Annotated in this window: 23 protein-coding genes and 1 pseudogene; 6 read left to right on the top strand and 18 right to left on the bottom strand. The window is 51.4% G+C overall.

Translation table 11 applies throughout. From position 1 onward, the window contains the following. Positions 1 to 16: 16 nt before the first annotated feature. The 6 genes from HBR94_RS18680 to HBR94_RS18655 all read right to left on the bottom strand — a co-directional run bounded on the left by HBR94_RS18680 (position 17) and on the right by HBR94_RS18655 (position 6,412). Positions 17 to 1,360 (bottom strand): gluconate:H+ symporter, encoded by a 1,344-nt coding sequence (locus HBR94_RS18680; protein ID WP_170045349.1) that lies wholly within the window; start codon positions 1,358 to 1,360, stop codon positions 17 to 19. A gap of 262 nt (positions 1,361 to 1,622) precedes the next feature. Then, positions 1,623 to 2,564: a DHH family phosphoesterase gene (locus tag HBR94_RS18675; RefSeq protein WP_057440195.1), complete on the bottom strand. Its 942-nt coding sequence runs from the start codon at positions 2,562 to 2,564 to the stop codon at positions 1,623 to 1,625. Continuing rightward, on the bottom strand, positions 2,561 to 3,757 hold the full coding sequence (locus HBR94_RS18670; protein ID WP_057960600.1) for an aminotransferase class V-fold PLP-dependent enzyme: 1,197 nt from the start codon (positions 3,755 to 3,757) through the stop codon (positions 2,561 to 2,563). Before HBR94_RS18670 ends, HBR94_RS18675 begins: the two co-directional genes overlap by 4 nt. Positions 3,758 to 3,830: 73 nt before the next feature. Then, the gene (locus HBR94_RS18665; protein ID WP_057440193.1) at positions 3,831 to 4,601 is read right to left on the bottom strand and encodes a sulfite exporter TauE/SafE family protein; all 771 of its coding nucleotides are present in this window, start codon (positions 4,599 to 4,601) and stop codon (positions 3,831 to 3,833) included. A 1-nt stretch (position 4,602) separates the two neighbouring features. Continuing rightward, the gene (gene selD, locus HBR94_RS18660) at positions 4,603 to 5,652 is read right to left on the bottom strand and encodes a selenide, water dikinase SelD (protein WP_170045348.1); all 1,050 of its coding nucleotides are present in this window, start codon (positions 5,650 to 5,652) and stop codon (positions 4,603 to 4,605) included. A 148-nt stretch (positions 5,653 to 5,800) separates the two neighbouring features. After that, positions 5,801 to 6,412 carry a GNAT family N-acetyltransferase gene (locus HBR94_RS18655; RefSeq protein ID WP_262383404.1) on the bottom strand — a complete coding sequence of 204 codons (612 nt, stop codon included), beginning with the start codon at positions 6,410 to 6,412 and terminating at the stop codon, positions 5,801 to 5,803. 157 nt (positions 6,413 to 6,569) lie between these two features. On the opposite strand from HBR94_RS18655, the gene HBR94_RS18650 reads away from it, so the two are divergent. Beyond that, on the top strand, positions 6,570 to 7,424 hold the full coding sequence (locus HBR94_RS18650; protein WP_170045347.1) for a helix-turn-helix transcriptional regulator: 855 nt from the start codon (positions 6,570 to 6,572) through the stop codon (positions 7,422 to 7,424). Between the two features lie 833 nt (positions 7,425 to 8,257). After that, on the top strand, positions 8,258 to 8,560 hold the full coding sequence (locus HBR94_RS18645) for a hypothetical protein (RefSeq protein ID WP_170045376.1): 303 nt from the start codon (positions 8,258 to 8,260) through the stop codon (positions 8,558 to 8,560). Between the two features lie 33 nt (positions 8,561 to 8,593). Here the strand turns inward: HBR94_RS18645 and HBR94_RS18640 are convergent, their stop codons facing one another. The 3 genes from HBR94_RS18640 to HBR94_RS18630 are packed head-to-tail and all read right to left on the bottom strand — an operon-like array spanning position 8,594 to position 12,449. After that, entirely contained in the window at positions 8,594 to 9,847 is a 1,254-nt protein-coding gene (locus HBR94_RS18640) for a hypothetical protein (RefSeq protein ID WP_170045346.1), read from the bottom strand. 1 nt (position 9,848) lies between these two features. Beyond that, positions 9,849 to 11,426, bottom strand: coding sequence for an AAA family ATPase (locus HBR94_RS28980; protein WP_170045345.1), 1,578 nt, complete (start codon positions 11,424 to 11,426; stop codon positions 9,849 to 9,851). Between the two features lie 3 nt (positions 11,427 to 11,429). Further along, positions 11,430 to 12,449, bottom strand: a complete 1,020-nt coding sequence (locus HBR94_RS18630; RefSeq protein ID WP_170045344.1) for a site-specific DNA-methyltransferase — start codon at positions 12,447 to 12,449, stop codon at positions 11,430 to 11,432. A 726-nt stretch (positions 12,450 to 13,175) separates the two neighbouring features. On the opposite strand from HBR94_RS18630, the pseudogene HBR94_RS18625 reads away from it, so the two are divergent. Then, a pseudogene (locus HBR94_RS18625) lies at positions 13,176 to 13,282 on the top strand (IS5/IS1182 family transposase); the annotation flags it as partial. A gap of 25 nt (positions 13,283 to 13,307) precedes the next feature. Here HBR94_RS18625 and HBR94_RS18620 read toward each other — a convergent pair. Then, entirely contained in the window at positions 13,308 to 13,673 is a 366-nt protein-coding gene (locus tag HBR94_RS18620) for a hypothetical protein (protein WP_222932009.1), read from the bottom strand. Between the two features lie 33 nt (positions 13,674 to 13,706). After that, complete coding sequence (locus HBR94_RS18615; RefSeq protein ID WP_170045343.1) at positions 13,707 to 14,159, bottom strand: hypothetical protein; 453 nt, start codon at positions 14,157 to 14,159, stop codon at positions 13,707 to 13,709. A 135-nt stretch (positions 14,160 to 14,294) separates the two neighbouring features. On the opposite strand from HBR94_RS18615, the gene HBR94_RS18610 reads away from it, so the two are divergent. Then, positions 14,295 to 14,639, top strand: coding sequence for a helix-turn-helix transcriptional regulator (locus tag HBR94_RS18610; protein ID WP_170045342.1), 345 nt, complete (start codon positions 14,295 to 14,297; stop codon positions 14,637 to 14,639). On the opposite strand, the gene HBR94_RS18605 is transcribed toward HBR94_RS18610, so the two are convergent. The 4 genes from HBR94_RS18605 to HBR94_RS28730 all read right to left on the bottom strand — a co-directional run bounded on the left by HBR94_RS18605 (position 14,640) and on the right by HBR94_RS28730 (position 16,769). After that, positions 14,640 to 14,951 carry a hypothetical protein gene (locus HBR94_RS18605; protein WP_170045341.1) on the bottom strand — a complete coding sequence of 104 codons (312 nt, stop codon included), beginning with the start codon at positions 14,949 to 14,951 and terminating at the stop codon, positions 14,640 to 14,642. Between the two features lie 53 nt (positions 14,952 to 15,004). Beyond that, positions 15,005 to 15,193 (bottom strand): hypothetical protein, encoded by a 189-nt coding sequence (locus HBR94_RS18600; protein WP_170045340.1) that lies wholly within the window; start codon positions 15,191 to 15,193, stop codon positions 15,005 to 15,007. Positions 15,194 to 15,441: 248 nt separating this feature from the next. Then, positions 15,442 to 16,410, bottom strand: coding sequence for a DUF932 domain-containing protein (locus HBR94_RS18595; RefSeq protein WP_170045339.1), 969 nt, complete (start codon positions 16,408 to 16,410; stop codon positions 15,442 to 15,444). Between the two features lie 86 nt (positions 16,411 to 16,496). Beyond that, a complete protein-coding gene (locus tag HBR94_RS28730) occupies positions 16,497 to 16,769 on the bottom strand; it encodes a hypothetical protein (RefSeq protein WP_262383406.1) in 273 nt (90 codons plus the stop codon). A 672-nt stretch (positions 16,770 to 17,441) separates the two neighbouring features. Here HBR94_RS28730 and HBR94_RS18585 point away from each other — a divergent pair. Next, positions 17,442 to 17,669 (top strand): AlpA family phage regulatory protein, encoded by a 228-nt coding sequence (locus HBR94_RS18585; RefSeq protein ID WP_170045337.1) that lies wholly within the window; start codon positions 17,442 to 17,444, stop codon positions 17,667 to 17,669. Positions 17,670 to 18,037: 368 nt separating this feature from the next. Then, the gene (locus tag HBR94_RS18580; RefSeq protein ID WP_170045336.1) at positions 18,038 to 19,108 is read left to right on the top strand and encodes an inovirus-type Gp2 protein; all 1,071 of its coding nucleotides are present in this window, start codon (positions 18,038 to 18,040) and stop codon (positions 19,106 to 19,108) included. 80 nt (positions 19,109 to 19,188) lie between these two features. Here HBR94_RS18580 and HBR94_RS18575 read toward each other — a convergent pair whose 3' ends face one another. From HBR94_RS18575 to HBR94_RS18565, 3 genes are all read right to left on the bottom strand, one after another. Continuing rightward, positions 19,189 to 19,908 (bottom strand): hypothetical protein, encoded by a 720-nt coding sequence (locus tag HBR94_RS18575; protein ID WP_170045335.1) that lies wholly within the window; start codon positions 19,906 to 19,908, stop codon positions 19,189 to 19,191. A gap of 44 nt (positions 19,909 to 19,952) precedes the next feature. Next, on the bottom strand, positions 19,953 to 20,162 hold the full coding sequence (locus HBR94_RS28975) for a hypothetical protein (RefSeq protein WP_346342847.1): 210 nt from the start codon (positions 20,160 to 20,162) through the stop codon (positions 19,953 to 19,955). Between the two features lie 126 nt (positions 20,163 to 20,288). Next, on the bottom strand, positions 20,289 to 21,524 hold the full coding sequence (locus HBR94_RS18565) for an integrase domain-containing protein (RefSeq protein ID WP_170045334.1): 1,236 nt from the start codon (positions 21,522 to 21,524) through the stop codon (positions 20,289 to 20,291). Between the last annotated feature and the right edge of the window lie 166 nt (positions 21,525 to 21,690).

Here is a 21,690-nt window from a genome sequence, read left to right as displayed (position 1 = left end):
TTTGGAGTGGGGTTCATCACACAAACCGGGAAAGGATGAGGGTAAAGACCAGGGCTGCCACCGAGGCGAGCACGGTGGCGCCGGTGAATTTCTTGAGGGCTTCGGAGAGGGAAATCCCCAGGTACTCTTTTACGACCCAGAACGCCGAGTCGGTCACGTGGGTCCAGCCGATGGCGCCGGCACCGATGGCGATCACCAGGATCTCGGGGCTGTATTGCGGGTTCTGTCCGAGGATCGGCAGCACCATGCCGGCGGTGCTGATCATGGCCACGGTGGCCGAGCCCACGGCGAAGTGCATCAGCCCGGCGATCAACCACGCGAGGATGATCGGGTTGATGTTGGACTGGCCCAGCACGTCCGCCAGGACTTTGCCGATGCCGCTGCCGACCAGCATATCGTTGAACGCCCCGCCGGCGCCGATCACCAGCAGAATACCGGCCAGTGGCGGGAAGCAGCGGTGGGTCAGGTCGAGCAAATCGCCCATGCCCAGCCCACGGCGCAGGCCCAGGGACCAGTAGGCAAAACAAATCGACAGCGCCAGGGCAATCAGCGGGTTACCTATGAAGGACACCCACTCAAACGCCATCGAGCCTTTGGCCAGCAAGGGGATGGCCAGGGTTTTGCCGACCATTAGCGCCAAGGGCAGTAGCACCGTGACCATCGCCATCGCGAAACTGGGGGCCTGGCTGTCGTCGATGCTCCCCTCACCACGCTCAGCCAAAAACTGCGCCTGGTTGGCCGGGGCCTGCCGCGCACAGGTCAGCTTGACCCAGATCGGCCCGGCGATCACGGCGGTGGGCAAGCCGACGATCAGCCCGTACAAAATCACCTTGCCGATATCGGCATTGAGCATGCCGGTAATGGCCGTGGCGGCAGGGTGCGGCGGCAGGATGCAATGCACCACCATCAGCGAAGTCGCCAGCGGCACACCCAGGTACAACAGGTTGATCCGAGTCTGACGGGCAACCACATAAATCAGCGGGATCAGCAGCACAAATCCCACCTCGAAGAACACCGGAATCCCGGCGATAAAGCCCACCAGCATCATCGCCCACGCGGCGTTCTGCTCACCCAGCAGCCGCAGCAGCGTGGTCGCAATGCGCTTGGCGCCGCCAGACTCCTCCAGCAACTTGCCGAGAATACTGCCCAACCCAATGATGCCGGCGAGAAACCCGAGCGTGCTGCCCATGCCCTTCTCAAATGCCGAGACAATCGCGGTGGGAGTCATGCCCGTGCCGATCCCCACCAGCAGACTGGCGGCGATCAGGGCCAGGAACGGATGCACACGGCATTTACCGATCAGCACGACAATCAACAGAATGGACGCGCCAAGGATCACTAGAGAAAAGGTAGGGGACATGGGTGGGTCTGCTCCATCGCAGTTATTGTTAGTTGTTTGCGATGGATTAGATTTCAGGCCTATGGCGGGGACAAACGATGATTCGTCAGGCGCTAGCTGACGCCTGTTCACTTATGGCCAGGGGCGGCCGATTGCATGACAATGCGCGGCGCCTGCGTAATTGTCAGGTCATTACAGGAGGATGTATTGCCCTGGCCCTGACGGGGTGCACCGTCAGCGGCGTCAATGAAATTGCGCATGATCCCCAGCCACGGCAGCCTCTTTAACTGCCGCGAAGGCTTGTTGGAACAACGCAGGTGCGCGCCAACCCCAACTTCAACAGTTCCTTACGCAGTAGCGGGCGCTCAAGGACAGCCATTCCGGCCTGCCATTGGATCGACAGCAAATGGCTCAACTTTTGTTGGCTGGCCAAGGGCTCAGCCAGAAAGTAGCTTTTGCACTCGCTGATACTGATGACGTTCAACAGCCAGTCTTCACCCTGCGCGGCCATCCAGTGGGCGAGCGTTGACCGATGCGTTTGGATCAGCGCACTGGCATCCCACACCGCCATCTGCGCGAAAACCTGCGGCAGATTGCTATCGGCTTTCAGCCGCTTCATATCAACCGCCAACGCGCCAATCAAGTCTGACTCGATAGTGGCTTGACACTCGCGCAAGTACCGCTCGGGCCAGCCCGCTTCCAGTTTCGCCCGCCGTGCGAGGACTTCATAAGCCCGGATATCCGATTGGGTGGTCAACTGCCCGGTGAAATTCAGGGTATTGTCCAGAATAGCTGTGGCCAGCAACGCAGCACTTTTTTCGCTTATTAGCGGCAACAGCTCCAACGCTTCCCAACGCTGAAAAATCAGGGTCGCCGCTGCGCCGATTGGCAGGATGTCTGCCGCAGAGCCGAGCTTCTGCGCCCAATAGTTTTCAAAGCCTGGGTGATGGTCAATGACTTCCACCACCTGTTCAGGAACCACCACCGGGTCGAAATAGTGGTAGTCGGAGACATCCACCAACACGAACTCATCACCCGCTCTCGGCAGATAGTCATCCAGAGATGACTGCCATCCGAGCACAGTCCTGGAGATGCTGGCATTGAGCGGGGCGCTACTGACGGCCCGAGCCTCAATGCCTTGGCGATTCAACAGCTCGGCGTACGCAATGCAGCAGGCATACGCATCGATGTCCAGGTACGCCGAGCCTGAGGTCACCACCCTCATAACACGTGGGCCACAGCGTGAGCTGCCGAGACAGTCGAAGACAGCTTCAGCGCTTGAGCGATCCCCTCCAGAATCCGCTCATACGCGAATTGACAATGTTCTTCGTCGATGGAAATGCGCACCGTGGCCCCGGCGATCTGCTCGGAATATCCCAGTTGTGTAACCGTGTTGGACAGGCTGAGTGTCTTGTCCGAGCATGCCGACCCACCGGTTATGTAGATCGACTGCCTGTTCAAGGCAAGCTGCAGTTTTTTTGTATTGACGCCCGGCAATGCAATAAAGCTCACACACGGTACACGCGGTGCTTGCTGACCGATCACGACCACTTCGCCCAGCATCGCTTGCAGCTTAGATTCAAATGTTTCCCGGCTCTGTTGTACCGCGACTTTACCGTTGCCGTATTTGTGCTGTTTCTCCTGCAACGCAGTTTCAATCGAAAGAATGCCCGGATAGTTCTGAGTACCACCGCGCAACCCGCCTTCCTGGCCACCGCCAACAATTAATGGCGACAAACCGTAGCGGTTTCTGGCGTATAGAAAACCGGCACCGGGCAACGCCCCGAACTTGTGTCCTGACGCAATAGCGAAATCAACGCCGGATGCGTGCAGATCCACAGGGATTTTGCCGATGGCCTGGGTCATGTCCGAAAATAGCAAACCACCCCCAGCCTTCACTTGTCGGGCGATTGCTTCGATCGGTTGAATCACGCCGGTTTCGTTATGCACCGCCATAACGCAAACCAATGTCGGGCGACCTGCATGGGTGCGGAGCAGCTGTTCCAATTGTGCAGTGTCGAGCAGTCCGTTCATTTGATGCCCGATCGCTATGGATTGCAGACCTTCCAGACCGTAGCGGTTTATGTTCTGCAGGGTGCAGGAGTGTTCGATCGCTGAGTACAGCACCAAGGGTTGCTCATGTTTGTAGCGTTCGAAAAAATCATGAAACACCTGGCTACAGCCCTCACTGGAGCCGCTGTTGAAAATCAGGCAGTCGGCGTCCACTTTCAAAAGGCTGGCGATGCGGCCACGCGCCCGTTCGACTCGTTCGAGCAATTGAACGCCGAGGGCGTGATTGGCGTTGGGGTTGGCGCATTGGCGGGTCGAGAACAACGCCTGAAGCATGTTGCTGACAGCCATTGAAACCGGTGCCGAACCACAGACGTCGGCATAAACTGCATCCACAGCAATATCCATATCAAACACTTCCAGTTTTCTGTTTTATGTCATTCAGGATGCTGCTCGCATAATGCGAACAGAGACTCACGGGTCAAACAATAAGGCGCAGCATGAGCTGGATCGAGCACAGCAAAACGAAAGCATTCAGTGCCTGTTTCAGATGCCTTGAGTCCAGCCGATGAGAAAGCATGGCTCCGAGGAAACCACCCACCACTATCCCCAGTACCAATTCACCGGTGTAGCCGAGAAAGTCCATGGTGGAGCCCACTCTGCCGAGTAAAGCCCCACTTGCTCCGATGATTCCGATCAGCGCCGAGGTCGAAATGGCCTGCTTTATCTGCAGACCAAACAAGCTGATCAGTACAGGCAGGTAGATGAACCCGCCGCCCTGGCCGACCAGCCCGCACAATACGCCAAGCACCAGCCCTATCAGTGGCAACGACAGCGATTGATGGTTGCACAACAGGGCCACCGGTCTATGGAACAGATGCGTCACCAACAGCGACATCAACCCCAGCAGCCCGAAGACGAACAGGATGAAGTTTTCGCTGAATGCATCAGCATGGAGCGAGGCAAAAAAGTTGGCGACAGCCATCGGTACAGCAAAGCTTCTGATCACTCGCCAATCCGGCTGAAACTTGATGCGGTGCAGCGCGAACGACACGAGGGACGAAAAGAAGCCTTGTGCGGAAGAAAGACCCGTCACGACTTCAATCGGCAGTTTCTGACCGGACAATATCGGGTAAATCAGCACCAACAGGGGCGTCACGATGATGCCCCCACCGATACCGAACAGACCTGACATGAAACCAGCCACCATGCCCACACCGACCATAACCGGGTAGATTGTCACGGCTACCATCTCAGCAGACCTTGATCTTGCCGGTCCCTTCCGTCATCTGACCGATAACAATCAGATCAGGGCAAAGCGCCTGCCACTTCTGACGGTTCTTTTCAAACCCTTCGGCACTCACCGTGAACAGCAAACCGCCATTCGTTTGCGGATCATGCAACAGAAACTTTCTAGCTAATGGAGGATCAGTCAGGTACTCCACGTTCTGCGCGTACTTTTTAATGTTAGAGAAAATACCGCTGTCAGCTGAAGTCACCGCCACTGCCAATGACTCTGTGCCGTCATAAAAAACCAGACCGCTTGTATCCAGGTCAACATCCAGTTGCCCCAGCCCGACCATCTCACTGATATGGCCGATCAAACCGAACCCCGTGATATCAGTCAAACTGCTCACCTCAGGGCTTTCGCTCAGCGTGCGGCCAAACGCGTTGTTGCCGGTAATCTGGGCAAGCGTCGACGCAGCAATATCCTTTTGTTCAATCACTCCGCTCTTCAGGGCATTGGCGAGGATGCCGACACCGATCGGACGCGTCATGACCAGCAAATCACCGGCCCTGGCCGTGTTGTTTTTCTTCAACCGGTGTTTTTCCACCTCGCCAATGATCGAGAAGCCGTACAAGGGCTGGCTGTTCTTGATCGTATGACCACCGACGATGCTGACATTGAACCTGTTCATCACCGACTGGGCGCCAAGGATCATCTGCGTAACTTGCTCGACCGAAACCTGTTCCGGGTCGAACGCCATGATCGAGTTGGCAATAAGCGGACTCCCGCCTGAAGCAAAGATATCGCTTACAGCATTGCTGGCTGCCAATTGGCCGAAGATATAAGGATCGTTGACTATCGGAGAGAAAAAATCGGTGGTGAATAACAGATATTTTTCACCTGCGTCATAGACGGCGCAATCGTCAGAAGACTCAAAGCCCAACACCACCTTGTCATCCGAAACCGTATTGGCTGCTGCAGTTTGCGACAGAATCTTCGTTAACACACTGGATGGGATCTTGCACCCGCACCCACCACTCTCAGATTTATCCATGATCTGACAAAACATCGACATCGACTTTCCTTAGAATCCATTTTCCATAATTAAAACAGCGTATTAGCGTGCTAAAGCATACTGTTATGTCCTATTTCCGCCGACAAAACTCGCATGGTTTCATTGCAGAAATATGACGAAATGGGGGTGTTTCGATGTCATGTGGATGTCAGCGAGCAATGGTGTGCTTGGCTGCGGGGTCAGGGTAGGCAGAGTCTCTTGTTACTTCAGACCCAGTCATTTTCTGTTCCAGCCATTCTTGGTAGGTGATGCGGCTGATGTGTTCCGTCCGATAGTCTTGGAGGAACTGGTTATATTTGTTTTCTTCGGTGTGATGAAAGCGAAAGCCACACTTCGATTGAGCAGCATGGGATTGGATGTTGTCGGCGAAGTAACCACACCAAAGTGCTTTGAGGTTCAGGTTTTCAAAAGCGTGTCGCATCACTTCACGCACTGCTTCCGGAATCAGGCCTTTGCCCCAGTAAGGCACGCCGATCCAGTAGGCTATTTCCCCTTCCTGCTCACTGATTTCAAAATTGCTGCTGCTACCTATGAGAATGCCCACACAACCAACAGCACGGCGATTTTCTTTCAATTCGACCGCGTACACCTCTGGGTGATTGAAGACTGTGCGGATGATGTCGGCACTGTTCTCCACACTGGTGTGCGGAGGCCAGCCAGCGATGGGGCCGACTCGGGTGTCTTTGGCATATTCGTATAGATCGGCGGCGTCCGTGTCCTGCCAGGGACGCAGCAAGAGGCGTTCTGTTTTAAGTGTCATGGCCTGTACTCGTAATGGATTGGTGCGTTCGGGACAGAGTATTGGGAGACAGACCATCGGTACACGCTAGTACCTCGGCTTTTTCGGTACTTTTCAAAACAGTTTCGCCAGGCGCTGATACGATTGTGGCACTTGTTTGTTGTAGCGCTGGGGCACTATGCATCACATTCCGAAACTTTCCGCTCCTGACGAATCGATGCGGATGGGAGAAACCACGCTCGCGCAAGGGCTAGGTTTACCGCTTTCCTTCGGTCATGCTTACTTGACGCTGCTGGTATGCCTCTGCGGTAGTGCCCACTTCACTCTCAACTTCAAAGAGCATGCGGTCAGGCGCGGTGGTGTGATGCTGCTGGCTGAAGACACGATTGCCCTGCTCAAACGTCGCTCGCGCCGCTTCAAGGTGTTTTTCTGCCTTATGCCGAAAAACTTTGCAGCGGAGGTTGCCTACCCACTGCCAAATACCTTGTTCGTATTTCTGCATGACCATCCTCATTGTGTCCCATCCAAGGACGACATGCCGCTGATAGAGGGGTGGGTGACGCAGATGCGGAACATTGCGCAGACCTGCCCCACCTACCAACGCATCATGTTGCGCAATCAACTGCAGACCCTCTTTTTGAAAATAGCCGAGCAACTTCCAGCCAACCAAATAGAGAACAGGGGATTCAGCAGGAAGGAAATGCTCAGTTGGCGCTTCTGGGAATTGATAGGCAAACACTGTATCCGCCACCGAGATGTGAAGTTCTACGCCGACGCACTGAGTATCACGCCGTCCTACCTGTCGCAGTTGACCAAAGCGTTTTTCAATGACACCCCCAAGGGCCTGATCGATCGGCAGGTAACGTTGGAAATCAAGGCTCTCCTTTCATACAGTGACTTGGCTATTGGCCGTGTGGCCGACGAACTGAACTTCGCCGACGCATCTTACTTGTGTCGCTACTTCAAGCGCCAAACGGGGATTTCGCTCTCCCGTTACCGTAAGCACAAGAGGGAGGAGGGCGGGCAGGACTGACCTGCGGTCGAAATAGCGGAGGGAAGGCGCACGAACAATGCGCGGCAGCAGAACCTGCGTGCTATCGCCTACCCGCGCCGGCATGGTGTTTGCTGACGTGCTCAAGCGCGCGGACCCAAGCCGAGGTAGGGGAGTGACGTGTGAGCGGGCTTATGATGGGCTTGGGGAGTAGGGATTGAGTTCGGTCGGCAGAACGCCGTAGATGGATGTTGCTGAAAAGCTGCTGATACTTGCGTGAATCTGTATCAACCCACAACGATTTTCAGGAGCTTCTAATGTTCCAGACGCAGAGAAAACCGTATTTGGCGGGCTTCTTTGGTGTTTCAATTGGTGGGCCGGGGTAATCTGAAATGGATTATTAACTAGTTGATTTATATGGATTTTTGAATTTCCATTTTTTTCTTGGCATACATTTTGGAATACTGAGACCATTTGTAATGCTTCGATTCGTAATTTGCCGGACTGATGAGATTACACCTGATACGAGGTGATCGCTCAAAGCATACCTTCTGTTTGTCGCGAGCATCGCGTCTATATTTCGTTCAGTTCTTACCATCTAGATTTTAGGTTAAGTCGGCTGGGAGGGCTGTGTCTTGATTGTATGCATTGAATTTTACAGGTGAATAATCATGCGTTTCTTCATGGATCGCGTGTCGGGCTCTTATAGCGGAACTCAGCGGCCTGTGCGGCTATGGGGTAGAGGCGGACTGATGGTTTTTCAGAGAAACGTCTAAGGCAATCATCAATTTTCCGCCTGCACCTAATGTGATTCGTAAGCACATACTTCTGGAATTTTCGGTAGAATGGATGTACCTAATAGTCATGTGCCGAAAATGAAGCTACTCAACACCTACGATGATCGCGATGAGGCAGAGAACGCCGAACAACGGTTGATCGGTGAGAAACGTCTCGCAAGCGAGCGTGATGCCACGGTCGTAATCTATAATCTATTTGGTCTTCCAACTTGGGGTAACTTTCATCGGTTAGGAATGTACCGCTTGGATGAACTTCAAGTGCTATTGGAAGGTCGAGCCGCTTGGTTAGCCCAAGAAAAGGAGAGACATGGAGAAATTCTCGCTTCGTTAACCACAGTTGCTAAAAATTACGGATTGGAGATACCGCAGCACTGGATATAGGGAGTTCAACTAGAGCAGTAAAGTGGGTGTGCTCTAGATTATCGACAGGATTTCGCCGAGCATCGCTGAACTAGAGGAGGCCATGTCCCCCGTAATATCTAGTTTGTAATGGTAGAATTTCGCTCCGGTTGCAATTGCTCCAATGTATTCCAGTCCAGCATCTCCATTGGTAGAAGGTGATATCCATATTCCAATGGGTGAGTTTGAAGCCACAACGTGGCTTATCACCTGGTATCTATCACTTTCTTCGATTCTAGGTTTGTATTTAACCTCGCCTAAAGCAATCGTCGTTTTATCCTTTCTGAAAATCAAATCTGGTTTAATCGGAAAGCGTTTGTTGTCTATGAAAAGTGGACGCTGGTTTTTTCCTGAGTTGCCATCTAGAACTGCGATTCTTTGTTCTGCCAAGCAATTTCGTATGTAGTTGCGCACATAGCTCTCAAAAATAAAATCCATCGAAAATAAAAACGATGGCATCGTACTTCCGGATGAGTTGTATGAGAATCCAACTTTCGTAAAGCCTAAAAGAACGGAGTAAACAGTTAGCGCTCCGTAGTATCCTTCTCGTAGCCACATCGGAAGCGTTGTGGACAACTCCTGATCGCCAGGTTTCATCACACGTGGGCTGGCCATATCTAATGCGTTCAAGGCAGAGGCTAATAGCCGCCTTTCAGATTCCCACTTTTTAGAAATTGGAATAATTCTTAAAAATGACAGGCAAGCAGACTTTAATAATCCATTTGGATACAAGTTAGTAGAGAAGGTAAAGGCGTCTGATGCAACATTTACTTCATCTCCACGAGACAAAAAAGTTGATACAGTACGGCCAAAGTTAACTTTTGGTTTGTAGTAACCCTTTACAGCAACCTGGTAATAACCTCGGGCAACGCCAGTAGTAAGGATATCTCTTAGGTAGTGGCAAAAGCTCTTCGCTAGTAGCTGGTGTGGTGCCGTTGTGTTGGACGACTCATAAGACCTCAAAACGGGAAGTATCCGCTCATACTTCTCATCAGCAATCTCCAACATCGCCCATAAATTTTTGAGCGGGAACTTAGGAGTGAGATGAAGAATAAGCGTTTTAGTGAGAGGCAAATAGCCAATGACTCCTAGTACTCTTAACTCGACACCCGCCGCAACATCTCTAAGGTCAATAGCAGATAAGGCTCTAGTTTCAGGTAAAAGCAGCGATTGTCCGAGTACATCATAGAGCTCAGACCGAGGAAAGATTCTTGCCTCCCTCTCATGAAGCTCTATGATTTTGACAGGATTAATTGATGGCAAAGACAAGTTAAGCCTCATGTTCTCTAAGAACATCACCCTCGGCGTCGCCAGAGGTCCTCAACAAAGCTTCTATCAAATCTGAAACTGCGTTGAATTGAGGTGTGTCATGTATAAATGCCCGTCTAAGAGGCAATCGTACACGACCACTCCACACGGAGGACAGATCCTCTATGGAGCGAACTTTTAGGAAGTTTGAATGGCCGAAGCCATTTGGGAAGTTAATATTGAATATATTGAACGCTTGGACAGTTCTATTTATGATTCCTATATCAACGCCCTGCTCCTGAAGATGCAGTCGCAGCGCAGCTTCGTTTGGTTCTATCTCTATTACCCAAAAGCGTCGAAGTAAAGCGTCATCTAGATCAGTAACTGATCTGTCGTAGGGGTTTGCGGTGCAAATTAAAATAAGATTGCTTGGTAATTTTGCCTTGTCACCTGAGAAAGGCAGCGTGAATTCTACATCGCGATAATCAACTTCTAGATAAGTTAAAACCTCGCCGAATATTCTCGCAACGTCGCCGCGATTTAGCTCATCGATAACTGCGACAAATTTTTTGTCGGGATTCCGTGCCGCGTCTTGGGCAAATTTTAAGAACAAGCGAGGAGCAAGGTCGTAGCGGATTCCTTTCCCATCTTCTGACTTGCCAGGCCGAAAGCCCTCCACAAAGTCATCATAGCCAATGGCAGGATGAAATTGCATGAACAGCGTTTGTGTTTCATCTCCTTCCGTTAGCTTGTTCGCTAACTGTCTGGCGTAGCGTGTTTTGCCTGTCCCTGGAGGACCGGTGAGAAGAAATGCGTAGCTCTCTCGGGCATCAATTGCTCCAAGCACCTCCGCGAACACCGGGTCGTCAGAGCTAATCAGCCTATTAGACTCTTGGGGAAGAACGACTTCCGCTTTGGCTCCTGCCATAAATGAAACTAACTTAGGAGCCAAAGAATTCAAGAGATCTTCGTTTGAAGGCCTTTCAGTGAGCAACTCTGGCCAAGCCACTGGTTGGGCATTTATGCAGAAACGGTTTCGATAGGCTTCTTTAAATTCTTCTAGTTCTAACTCATTGGTCAGGAAAAAATCATATAATTCTTGCCATGACGCGATTTGGTTTGGAAAGCCCCGGAACGCGTAAAGCCACACTAGAAAATATTCAAATCTGAAACTATCGGAGATTATCTCTTCAAATTTATCTTGAAATGTGTCGGTTAAAATTGTGAGGTTCTTCTCGCCGCCTATATACCCTTTGAGTCGCATCTCACGGTAGCCACGTGAAGAGAAAAGATTTCCCCACATTTTAGTATCTTGCTGGATTATGTAATCGTCAGCAAAATCGCCTCGGTCCCAGGTCACGCCCTGTAACCTGGGTCGAAGCAAGCTATTACCTTTTGCCAAGTGCGGCAAACCTAAGAGATCACCGTGAAAGTACCGATCTAAAAACTGGTCGGTCCCTCTTTTTTTTGACATATCTACAAGTTCTTCAGTTCCAACGTCATTCGCTGCAAACACAAAGGCAGGTAATAACCAGTTCGCACTGTAGTTTTGGAGGTGTTCTATCGCTTCGCGAATTGTAGATATGCCAAAATATTTCACAACTTACTCCGTTTTAGGCTTGCCCGGCTTACGAAAGTTTTTCTTGTTTCCTTCCCACAGCTCCCAAGCTGCGGAGGGAGATTTGACGCGCTGTATCAAATTTTCCCAGGAAATATCTTTATGCCGATCAGCTTCTAGAGCCGATTGGATGTAGTCGACATAATCCGGGCTCATGTCCACACCCACAACATTACGGTCATTCGCAATGGCAGTAAATATTGATGTGCCACTACCTACGAACGGATCCAGGACATGCCCGCCCGGAGGACTGCCCACTTCAATACATCTTCTTACCAGCTCGGACGGAAATGCCGCGTTATGTTTCGCTCTGCGGCTGCGCTCGATGGGAATATTCCAGACGTCTTCCTCTACTAGCTTTGACCGATCAAAGCTATAAAATCTACTTTTGGTAAACATGAATACATGTTCATACTGGCGGTGTGGTCTGTCTCGCGCTGTAGGTTCCACGAAGGCATTGCAGCGGTTCCAAATGATCGCACTTCTAAGCGTCCAACCGCGCTCTTGCATTGCAAAGGCGACCTTCCAAGGAATCCCGATCATGCTCTTCTTTGGAATGTCCCAGCCGCTAGCGTCTACAGGCCGCATTTTAGTCCGGAAGAAATTACGAGATGAGCACTTAGGATCGCTCCCGTGAGGTTGGCCATTGCCGGAGTAATACGTGTCGCCAATGTTGAGGAAAAACATTCCCTCCGGGTGGAGAGTTCTCTTGACCTCGTCGAAAACCTCCATAAGTTTATTGATGTATGTTTCTACTGACTCTTCGTGGCCCAATTGGCCATCGTACCCGTAGTCACGCACCCAAAAATAAGGTGGCGATGTTACTGCAACGTTAAAAGTATCATTAGGTAATGTTTTAAGGGCAGTAGCTGAGTCGCCATGAATGAGGCCTGCGACATGGTGGCTGTTGGTGACAAAGCCGGACCGACTAATGATTCCGGGTGGACTAGGAGAGATGACTGCTTCAGTGTTTTGCGTTTCAGTTAATTTTGATAATAAGTCCATTACGACCTCTAAGAATTAATTTAAGATGCTCCGAGCCGTAACTAAGATTTGCTCAAAAAGGTTAGGTTTTTTCCTAACTGGACTCATGAACTTTATCTTTTGGCTTGGAAAATAGATCTGGTTGGCCGTGGTAGTGCTTGTCCGTATAGACGCGCATGAAATCCCTCAAAACATCAGATGCTCCAATATTTTGGGCGCGGCACGCTTCTACGAAAGCTTCACGCAGTTCCTTTTCCAGCCTTATTCGCATTCCGCAGTTTTTTAGTGACATCCTGCGATCTTAGCATATGGATACACAATTGTGTATCCATGGGCACCGGAGAAGCTGTGAGGAGGGGGATTATTACGAATCGTGTTTTGCTTGACCGTTCCACGCACCTAGCACGTGGCTCTGGGGGACATCGCTGAAGAGCTTGAGACGCCTTAGCGAGCGCTACAGCGATACTCACACCGCTGATGCGCGCAAGAAAATTGGCCTTTTTTTCCACGCATAGCTTGGGTTAAGGCCGATTATATTTTGATCACAGTTATAGCTGAACTCCATAGAGCAGTTGCTTGTGTCGGACGACATCGGTACGTAGGCAGCTAATCTGGTGCGGCTTAATCGGTCGATTCTACCGTCCAATCGTCAGGTCGCAGGCTATCGCCATGTGGCTCGCACCAGATGTCCTAGGTGCCGCTAGGGAAACTCTAAAGAAGAGTTCCTGATTTGGGCAAAATACTCAGATTCCACTCGCCGAGTACGCCGGTAAACGCAATCAGACCTGTAAGAGTTGTTCCTGATCGAGATGGATCAGGGTGTGCCCTGGAAGGGTTTGATTGCTCTGATCGAGCGTTACTAGGGGCGGGCTTTGTGCATCAGTGCAGTACCATGGCGCCGCCGAAGAATACTCCCATACACAAGCCAAGTATTTGTGGGCCGACCGCCCAAAATACTTTGATCCAAATCAGGCTCAGGATGCCACCACTGGTGAAAACTGCATCTGGGTAAGCGAACTTACGGATGGCATCGCCAGCCAGGGCGCCTAGCCAACCCAGAAACGCACCGACCAAGACGGCCATACATTTAGCAAACCAGCCGGCGCCCAATGCCATGGGCGACGAGTTGAAGGTCACACTCACGATTGCCAACACCGCAGCTGCCACACCCCAGCCAATCATGGCTGGACTGATGCTGCCTTTTTTCTTGATGCCGCTCCGTGGATTCTTACCTTGTTGAGGCATGTGATTCTCCTTTTGTGGTGATTGGCCGATGAGTTACCAAGCAGCTTGGCAACTATTGTTTTTGTCGTTGAGTGTCGGCAGTACCGACTTGAGGTTCTTAGTGGGCAGATTGAAGACCTTGCCTTGAGCTCTGAGCTGCAACCGATTGGCTTCGCGCAAGGCTCCCCAGAACTCATGAGTGAAGATGCTGCTGCAGGCGCGGCAGTCGGTATAGAAGGGGTTGTGGAAGGTTTTGCCATCAACGATGAGGTCAAAGCCTTGTCCTTCTTCTGAGCTATACCCTTGGCCATTCACAGAGGCGCTTGCCGAGACATAGCGGTCGTCATCATTCGGACATGCAATCACCAGCTCGCTGCCATTGCCGTCATCGACGGCGTATTCGGTGGTGCCCATCGCCCAGCCTGTGGTCCAAGTATTGGTTCCGGCAGAGGCGGTATTTGCGGCCAGGCAGCTAAGCGCCACCATCAGTAGGGTTTTCGTATTCATGGATGTTCCTTGTCGAGTAGGGCAGATATGTGAATTTAAGATGAATAACAACCTTTTAGGGTGATTTTCAACTTTTGATGTTCTTCATGTCAATGAGGTGGTGCCCAACCATCTAGGTTGAGATGGGAGAGCGAAATGGCAGTAATTGATCAGAAGCAATTAGCGGGTACCGTTGGGCGTGCCATATCTAAACAGCGGGTGCGTAGCGGACTAACTCAGGAGGCGGTTGCGGAGCGATTGGGCGTGGGGAACGAGGCGGTTTCTCGTATAGAGCGAGGGATTGTGATGCCGAATATCACTCGGCTTTTGGAGTTCGCCGACATCTTTGGCTGCCAAGCGGCAGAGTTGCTGAGTGAGGTGAGCCCACTCGTTGATGACCAAGCCAGTCGGATCAACCATTTACTGGTGTCCTTGGATCAGTCCGATAGAGAGCTGGTGGTCGAATTGATCGAGCGTTTAGTTAATCGACTTAAAGCGTGATCATGGGGCGACGGAGTCAAAGCGGGCGCCGCAGCGTAAGCGCAAATAGGTAAACGAGCAGAATTGATATTTGTGCATATCCTGAATAAACCTGTCACTTGCGCTAAACGCTGAGGTGGCGCTGGCCACAGCCGCCGTCATGTTCAGCAGAAACCACGCCATAGGCTCCACTGTGTGCATGCTCTTGGTGGGAAGGGTTGTTTGCCATTCGCGAGCGAAGCTATTTAGCGCAGTAAAGAACTGAACGATCGCCTTGGCGCTGTCTTGGCTAAGGACAGCTGAAGACTCACAAATCAAGCAGTGTGCGTTCATACGAGGCCTCTATTTGAATAGTGAATGCAGTGCTAAGCATGTCGTTATGGGTATCAAACCGCCGGACCGTAATGCGCGCGAAGTTTTCTTAGAATGATGACCAACAGAACACAGCCCAACACGACGGCAAACAGTAGGGTCGGGAAGCGCAACATCAGGCAAATGGTCGTTACCACGATGGTGCTACCGGCAAGCAGGCAGACGAACATGAACAACGTGAGGAAAAATCGAAGTACTGTCATAGACGTATTTCCTGTCTTGGAACCTGTAAGAGGGAGTCACGGGGGGATGTTTATTGGGTGGCCTCTCGAAAAGCGGGGTTCGGCGAGTGGCACGTGGACTTCTGAACCGACAACAACATAGTCCAGAGTCCAGGTGCCTACCAGGCTGCGAACGTCTTCCTTATGTAAGGTTGTGATTGGGTTAGCTGGGTTCTGGGTCTTGAGCGGTGTCGTTTTCATTGAGCTTGTACAGGTGCATGTGCCAAGGCTCACGCCACGAGTTGCAGTGCAGCATTCAGGGCTTTCTGTTTGATCGCTGCACCTTGACCAAACCAGGCGGAATCCATTCGATACTCCGAGCTTCGGGCTCGACGCTCGTGATCGACATATTCTGTTACCGCGTTCAGCAGTCCCCAGGCTGTACCGCGTGCGGACAATAGATCGGCACCTCGACCTTTTCCTTCATACAGACCTTGCACTTTCTCCATCGCTCGCTTGTTCGGCAGCACTTCAGGAATGGGGTCATGGGCGCTTGTGTCACACAGTACGTCCATAAAGAAACCTAGGGCCTCTTTCGTCTGAACTCTGCGTTCGGCGAGGATGCGCATCCGATACATGAACTCGTCCCATTGCGAGACGGCGATGCCCAGTTGCTTTTTGATAGTTCGAGGATCAAAGCGCGTGCTGTGCGGCACCTTGATGGCGTGAGTGGCGCCGTTGAGGGAAATGCTCAAGGTGTTGTTGCAAACCACCCGCACTGTGGTGGGAGTGGCGGTAGTCGCCAGTGTGCCGTCACAGGAGGTTGCTAGCAGAATATAGCCGCTGACCAGATCATTGCCCTTCAGTGTGGTCGCTTGCCCCGTTCTGGCAAGAGCCCAGAACTTGCGTCCACCTTTCAACACGCCGGCGGTTTCCAGCTCGTAGCCAGAGAACTCCGTCAGGTCTCGGTAGAACTCCAGCACTTGACGAGGTTGCACAACTTGATAGCGATTGGAGACCACTGACAACGGGGTTTTGGTGTCTGATCGATAAAGCACTTTTTGTTCCGGGAATGTGTGAATGCTGCCCAAGGGACCGGCGGCCTCGGCCTTGAAATGAACGGGGCTGTCCTGAATCTGCCAGTTCATGCCCGCTTCTCGTTGCCAGACTTCCAGTGGTTGTTTTTCGGTGAGGCGGTTGCCCAAGCCGTGCCAAGGAGTAGCACCAACGTAAGCTATTTGTTCAATGAGGTGAGCCATGGGAAAGATTCCTTTGAGTGCAGGTCGGCATAAGTGCTGCACAGAGCACAGCACGATCCGGGTTTAATGTTGAGGAAAGAGGGGATTTAAGTAGGCAGGTTGAAGCGATGCCCGCAGACCAAGCAGTGGTTATTTGCCAATACATGGCGATCCAGTTTTTCGCCGAGCTGGGCGCCAATGGCACAACCACCTACACCGCCACCGAGTCCGCCAAGCAGGGCGCCCGAGACTGTACCGATGGTGATGCCGAGCGGTCCGGCAAGCGCGCCGACAGTAGCGCCTATTTGGCTACCCGCGAGTGCGGTACTCGCTCCCCGCGCAGCACCGCCTACGGCACCAACACTGGCCGCGATCGTCATGGCCGTTCTGAGTAAAGCGATTTCTTTGGAGTCACAGCGAGGGCACTGAAATGACATGGTTTTGGATTCCATGGTGAATGTTCAGTGTCGTGATATAGGCGTGAAATTCGTTTCAATGTGGGGGGGCTGGAGCAAGGTAAGCACCTTGTGGCACCACGAACAGCCGGCGCTCGCTAGCCAAAGCTATACGGAGTTAGTTCCTATCGAATGCGAAGTTAGTTCCTGCTGTACAGGGTTAGTTCTTTTCGTGTCATTGCTGACCCTTGAAGAGCTCTTTGGCCCGGATCGCTTCGCTGGAGGAAAAATACTTGTATGGCTTATGACATACGCAACGAGCCAACATCAAATCCTACTCCTGCTGGGTCAGTGCCGATCCTCCAAAAAACGGCGCGCTGTCGAAGCTCGGGCGAATACTGGCCGCTGGGTGTTCCAGCCGGAGCGAGGTGAGCCCACGGCATTTCTCAGCCGAGAAGCGGACGGCAAAGTCGATATGTTGCTGTCGGCAGGTGCCAGAAAAGCAGGCGACCCTGATGGCTGCTGCACTTACTCTGATCGAGCCTGAGCACCTTCTTGAACCACGGGAAAAAAATACTTGTCGCTGCCGGCCTTATCGTTGGATTGAGAGAGACATAAAGTTCGATCACTCCCAAGCACATAACGAGAAGGTAAGTGATGAGCACGCAACCTGTTTTCCACCCGAGGATTGTACGCCTCAAAGAGTTGAGCGAACGCATAGGTCTAGGCCGGTCAACGATCTATGACCGCATGGACGCCCAGTCACCAAGGTACGACGCTACGTTTCCAAAACCGATCAAATTGGGGGCCGCGGCTATCGGCTGGATTGACTCCGAAATCACCACCTGGATTGAGCAGCGAATGTCTGCTAAGGAGGCGCGCTAAGTATTGAGCTGGAACGTTGTTAAGGTCTGGGGGGCTGGAAAGCCTTAGCTATTTTGTGTTGAGATCTCGCACTAACTCTGCATATGAAATTCTGCTATTTTTAGATTGAAAAACCCGTTGTTGATAGTGCTTTGATCAGGACTTTGTCGCGCTATTATTTCTGGTTTATATGTTATTAGTGGTGTTAATAGTATTATTAGTGAGTAGGTGTTGTCATTCTTAATGACAACCTGTGACTGTTGATGTGCATGAGTATGTGAGTAGGAGGTGTGTTTAGACAAGCGAAGTGGATGGGATTGGTCAGTAACCAAGTAGGTCGGTAACTTCAATTGATTAACGAGTCTCTGGAGAAGTGATGGTGCGCGCTTATGAGTGTTGACATTGAGGAGCGCTATACGGCGCTCGTGAGTAAGGTTGGCTTACATGTAGAAGGTGTTGGTCAAATAGGTGCAGGAGACGCAGGCTTGATCTGTACATTGAAAGACGCTACTTCCTTTGTAGGGTCGCTAGTCAAGTCGCAAGGAGATGCGTTCAGGCTTACTGCGACAGATGAGTTAGGTTACGCAGGTCTGGAAAGCTGCACTGCAGGTAAATTGTTGCTCAGGTTGGTAAGGCTACACATGCCGGACGATAACCGGTTTAACGCTCTTTATACGCTTGAGCCATATCTGGAGATGGCGATGGGTAAGGTTAAGGAGTTCGGTCTGTACCAGCTCTGCACGTCCTGGAGGGCTACAGGGCCTGTGAGTGAAGTTGAAATGTTGATGAAGCACTTAAATGAATGCGTTAATCAGATTCGTCAGAGTGTCAAGACTAAAGCTTTCCAAGCACGGCTCAACAGCTATCAGCGGTCGAGCAACAAAAACTACAAGGAACTCACCGGGTACGTTGATGCTTTGTTTGAGCGCTACTCCAGGCTGCTGGTACTGAGGGTTGATCTTTCCTACTCGAAAGAGAACTCCAAAACTACGCAGGCAGTTGCTAAGCAAGATCGAGAGCGCCTGTTCGGAAACGCGAGGTCGAACAAATTGTTTGACGATATGGTGGGCTACATCTGGAAGCTGGAGCACGGGCCGGAGAAGGGCTTCCATTACCACATGATGTTTTTCTTTGATGGATCCAAAGTTCGAGAAGACGTGACCCTGGCTAGGCGGGTGGGGGAGTATTGGGCGGATGTAGTCACGAAAGGGCGTGGTCTGTATTTCAACTGCAATGCGAACAAGCACGCCTACAAGACCTGTGGGGTCGGGATGATCGACCATACTCAGTCCGCGTTACGTGAGGCTTTGCGAGGCGCGGTGATCTACCTCACGAAAACCGACCTTTACATGAAGCTGCAAACTCAAGGCCGGGGTATGGGCAAAGGGTTAAGCCCTGCCCCCAAAGGCACCCGTGGTAGGCCAAGGGCTGTTTCGTCGTCAAGGGAGTGCATGGTCTAGGGGCATTACCGCAGAGGCTCCTTAGAGGCACTGAAGGCAGTCTGGTCGATGAATAAAATTCAAAGCCTCTAATCTAGACTTTATCGTGCTTTAGAATGCTTGGTTTTTTCCCACGCCTGATTAACGAGTACATCTTCACGTAGCCACGCGGTCAGCCATTTTTCAATATTTGTGATCTTTAGCGCAGGAATATTATTTTTTTCAATAAACTCGGCCAAAGGCTCTTCAAGGTGGTAAACGGCTTTAATCTTTGTTGGCCACCCATCCTCAGGTTGTCGCTCCTCTAGTAGTCTTGCTGCCTCGTCTTTTACCAGGAGGATAGATTTGTTTCGTGCTTGAGCATTTCTACTGTTCTGGCTCGAACGATTATCTGCTTCGATTGCATTTTGGAAGGCTGCAGATTTTTCTATGATCTCGCCGACCATTACACTGGCATAGTTGGTGAAAGCCCATGCTCGATCACGGTTTTTTTGTGCCTCAGCGGTGCTCCCCAGCTCAAGGTAAAGGCACGCATATCTCACTTGATGCAACAGTGTGTTGAATTCCTCATCCTGCTGTATGTGTTGTTCTTCCCAGCAAGTTTCTAATTCAGCTTGTAGTGCAGGGTGGTCCGTGACTGCGCGGATGCTCTCAAGCAACTGAGTATATTCGTCGAGATTAAGTAGGGAATCAAAGAAGTGATGAGCAATTAAGTCATGGTTTCTAGCTATGGCTTCATAAATCGTAGTGTTGCCTATACGTTCATTCATGTTTGCTGTAGCTTCTTGCGGTGCAAATAGCGGCTGGGCTCGTTTAGTCATTATTTATTCCTTGTTGTTGATCATTAATACAATTTCGCGCTTCATTAGCTGGCGTTGTGGTGACGAGTAATATGCTGCTGCTTTTGCACGCGTGTAGTGGGAGGATAACTCAAACTCAAACTCAAGACTTGTAGGCTTTTTGCAGTTTTGGTAAATTTGCTCCAGTCGGCCACCAAGGCGCGCCGCTTACCGAGAAAGTCCGAGCGGGAGTAAGCTCCTTCGGTCTGGTCGCTTTTATCATGCTCCATAGCCATCTCACATACCTCACGTGGGAAATGAGTACATTCCCCAGCCTGGTCTCGAGAGGAAGATTGGGCACCGCGCCTCGTGATTTACATGTAAGTCATATCATGCAAAATCGTGTGTATTACACTAGTGGGCTACTTCCGGCTGTCATTGGTTGCGGACATAGAAAGGTTCCCGGTAGCCGCTTCCTGTATATGTTCGCTCCACCATTTCATCATTGGCCTTCGGCGCTCTATGTAATCTGCCCGATTATAGGCGCTGCGCACCTCGTCCTTGTCCACGTGAGCCAGGGCAACCTCGATTAGTTCAGGATCCCAGCCGTGTTCGTTGAGGATGGTACTAGCCATTGAGCGCATGCCGTGGCTAACCAAACGGCCTTCGAAACCCATGCGCTTCAGAGCCATATTCGCTGTTTGGCTGTTGCAATGAGTACGGGGATTTCGATCCGCTGGGAAGACATACTCGCGGTGCCCGCTAAGGGGCTTTATAGCTTCCAAGAGTCCCAAAGCTTGTTCTGTGAGTGGAATGATGTGAGTCCGGCGTTTTTTCATCCGCTCAGGCGGTATCGTCCAGATTTTCTTGCTGATGTCGATATCTGCCCATCGTGCGGTGGCTGCTTCTGCAGGGCGAGTCATGGTGTGAAGTTGCCACTCAATCAAACAGCGTGTGGTCCTTTTGATACTGGCGTTGGCCACCGTCACCATTAGTTCATTGAGTTCGTCTGGCGCAAGTGCTGCCATGTTCGTCTTCTTGGGTTTCTTGAAGACAGAGCGAATTCCGCTCAGTGGATTCGAGTGAATCAAGCCGGAATTCACGCCATAAGTCATGATCTCGTTAAGACGCTGGCTCAGTCGCTTCACGGTCTCAAGACTGCCTTTGGTCTCAAGCGGTCTGAGCAATTTGATAACCGCCGGAGCAGTGATCGCTGAGATTGGGGTAGTGGCCATGTCAGGAAAAACGTGCAGCGTAAGAGAGCGCCAGATGTCTTCAGCATAAGCAGTAGTAACCGAGTCTTTCTTGAGCTCGAACCAAGCGGTGGCTACGTTTTTAAAGGTATGTTCCGTAGTCGCTCTTAACGTCTGCCTATCCTCGTCACGCTTTGCTTTCGGATCAAGCCCTTGCGCCACCAGCTCCCTGGCCTCTACCGTCCGTTTCCTGGCTTGAGCCAAGCTCACCTCCGGAAACGTACCAAGGCCCATATTGATCCGCTTTTTGGTGATTGGGTGAATGTAGTTGAAATTCCAGAGCTTTGAGCCATTAGCCCTCACTCTCATCTGGAGGCCGTCGCCATCAGTGAGGATGTAGTCTTTTTCCTTTGGTTTTGCTGCTTTGACTTTGACGTCTGAAAGCCGAGTGGCGTGGGCGCCCATGAGAATCTCCGATACTGCGTGTATTCCAAAAAATATCAGTCGTAGGCTTGGAATACCACGTGGAATACACGAATTGTAGGATGTGCTCAGATATCATCGGACCCTGTTGGACCTGAAACCCCCGTGTTTGCTGGATTTCAGGCACAAAAAAAGACGTCCTTGGACG

The sequence above is a fragment of the Pseudomonas sp. WS 5412 genome (genome assembly GCF_012985615.1).
GTDB classification, from domain to species: Bacteria; Pseudomonadota; Gammaproteobacteria; order Pseudomonadales; family Pseudomonadaceae; genus Aquipseudomonas; species Aquipseudomonas shahriarae.
The sequence above is the reverse complement of the archived record's forward strand: the minus strand, read 5'-3'. Positions and strand labels throughout refer to the sequence as shown.

What these genes read in the sequence shown, in the direction of transcription:
- HBR94_RS18605 (WP_170045341.1), bottom strand. Translation starts at nt 14,951, where the DNA reads ATGAACGCACACTGCTTGATTTGTGAGTCTTCAGCTGTCCTTAGCCAA.
- HBR94_RS18585 (WP_170045337.1), top strand. Translation starts at nt 17,442, where the DNA reads ATGAGCACGCAACCTGTTTTCCACCCGAGGATTGTACGCCTCAAAGAG.
- HBR94_RS18675 (WP_057440195.1), bottom strand. Translation starts at nt 2,564, where the DNA reads ATGAGGGTGGTGACCTCAGGCTCGGCGTACCTGGACATCGATGCGTAT.
- HBR94_RS18575 (WP_170045335.1), bottom strand. Translation starts at nt 19,908, where the DNA reads ATGACTAAACGAGCCCAGCCGCTATTTGCACCGCAAGAAGCTACAGCA.
- HBR94_RS18610 (WP_170045342.1), top strand. Translation starts at nt 14,295, where the DNA reads ATGGCAGTAATTGATCAGAAGCAATTAGCGGGTACCGTTGGGCGTGCC.
- HBR94_RS28730 (WP_262383406.1), bottom strand. Translation starts at nt 16,769, where the DNA reads ATGACGATCGCGGCCAGTGTTGGTGCCGTAGGCGGTGCTGCGCGGGGA.
- HBR94_RS18595 (WP_170045339.1), bottom strand. Translation starts at nt 16,410, where the DNA reads ATGGCTCACCTCATTGAACAAATAGCTTACGTTGGTGCTACTCCTTGG.
- HBR94_RS18680 (WP_170045349.1), bottom strand. Translation starts at nt 1,360, where the DNA reads ATGTCCCCTACCTTTTCTCTAGTGATCCTTGGCGCGTCCATTCTGTTG.
- HBR94_RS18655 (WP_262383404.1), bottom strand. Translation starts at nt 6,412, where the DNA reads ATGACACTTAAAACAGAACGCCTCTTGCTGCGTCCCTGGCAGGACACG.
- HBR94_RS18665 (WP_057440193.1), bottom strand. Translation starts at nt 4,601, where the DNA reads ATGGTAGCCGTGACAATCTACCCGGTTATGGTCGGTGTGGGCATGGTG.
- HBR94_RS18600 (WP_170045340.1), bottom strand. Translation starts at nt 15,193, where the DNA reads ATGACAGTACTTCGATTTTTCCTCACGTTGTTCATGTTCGTCTGCCTG.
- HBR94_RS18630 (WP_170045344.1), bottom strand. Translation starts at nt 12,449, where the DNA reads ATGGACTTATTATCAAAATTAACTGAAACGCAAAACACTGAAGCAGTC.
- HBR94_RS18580 (WP_170045336.1), top strand. Translation starts at nt 18,038, where the DNA reads ATGAGTGTTGACATTGAGGAGCGCTATACGGCGCTCGTGAGTAAGGTT.
- HBR94_RS18670 (WP_057960600.1), bottom strand. Translation starts at nt 3,757, where the DNA reads ATGGATATTGCTGTGGATGCAGTTTATGCCGACGTCTGTGGTTCGGCA.
- HBR94_RS18565 (WP_170045334.1), bottom strand. Translation starts at nt 21,524, where the DNA reads ATGGGCGCCCACGCCACTCGGCTTTCAGACGTCAAAGTCAAAGCAGCA.
- selD (WP_170045348.1), bottom strand. Translation starts at nt 5,652, where the DNA reads ATGTCGATGTTTTGTCAGATCATGGATAAATCTGAGAGTGGTGGGTGC.
- HBR94_RS18645 (WP_170045376.1), top strand. Translation starts at nt 8,258, where the DNA reads ATGAAGCTACTCAACACCTACGATGATCGCGATGAGGCAGAGAACGCC.
- HBR94_RS18620 (WP_222932009.1), bottom strand. Translation starts at nt 13,673, where the DNA reads ATGCCTCAACAAGGTAAGAATCCACGGAGCGGCATCAAGAAAAAAGGC.
- HBR94_RS18650 (WP_170045347.1), top strand. Translation starts at nt 6,570, where the DNA reads ATGCATCACATTCCGAAACTTTCCGCTCCTGACGAATCGATGCGGATG.
- HBR94_RS18615 (WP_170045343.1), bottom strand. Translation starts at nt 14,159, where the DNA reads ATGAATACGAAAACCCTACTGATGGTGGCGCTTAGCTGCCTGGCCGCA.
- HBR94_RS28975 (WP_346342847.1), bottom strand. Translation starts at nt 20,162, where the DNA reads ATGGCTATGGAGCATGATAAAAGCGACCAGACCGAAGGAGCTTACTCC.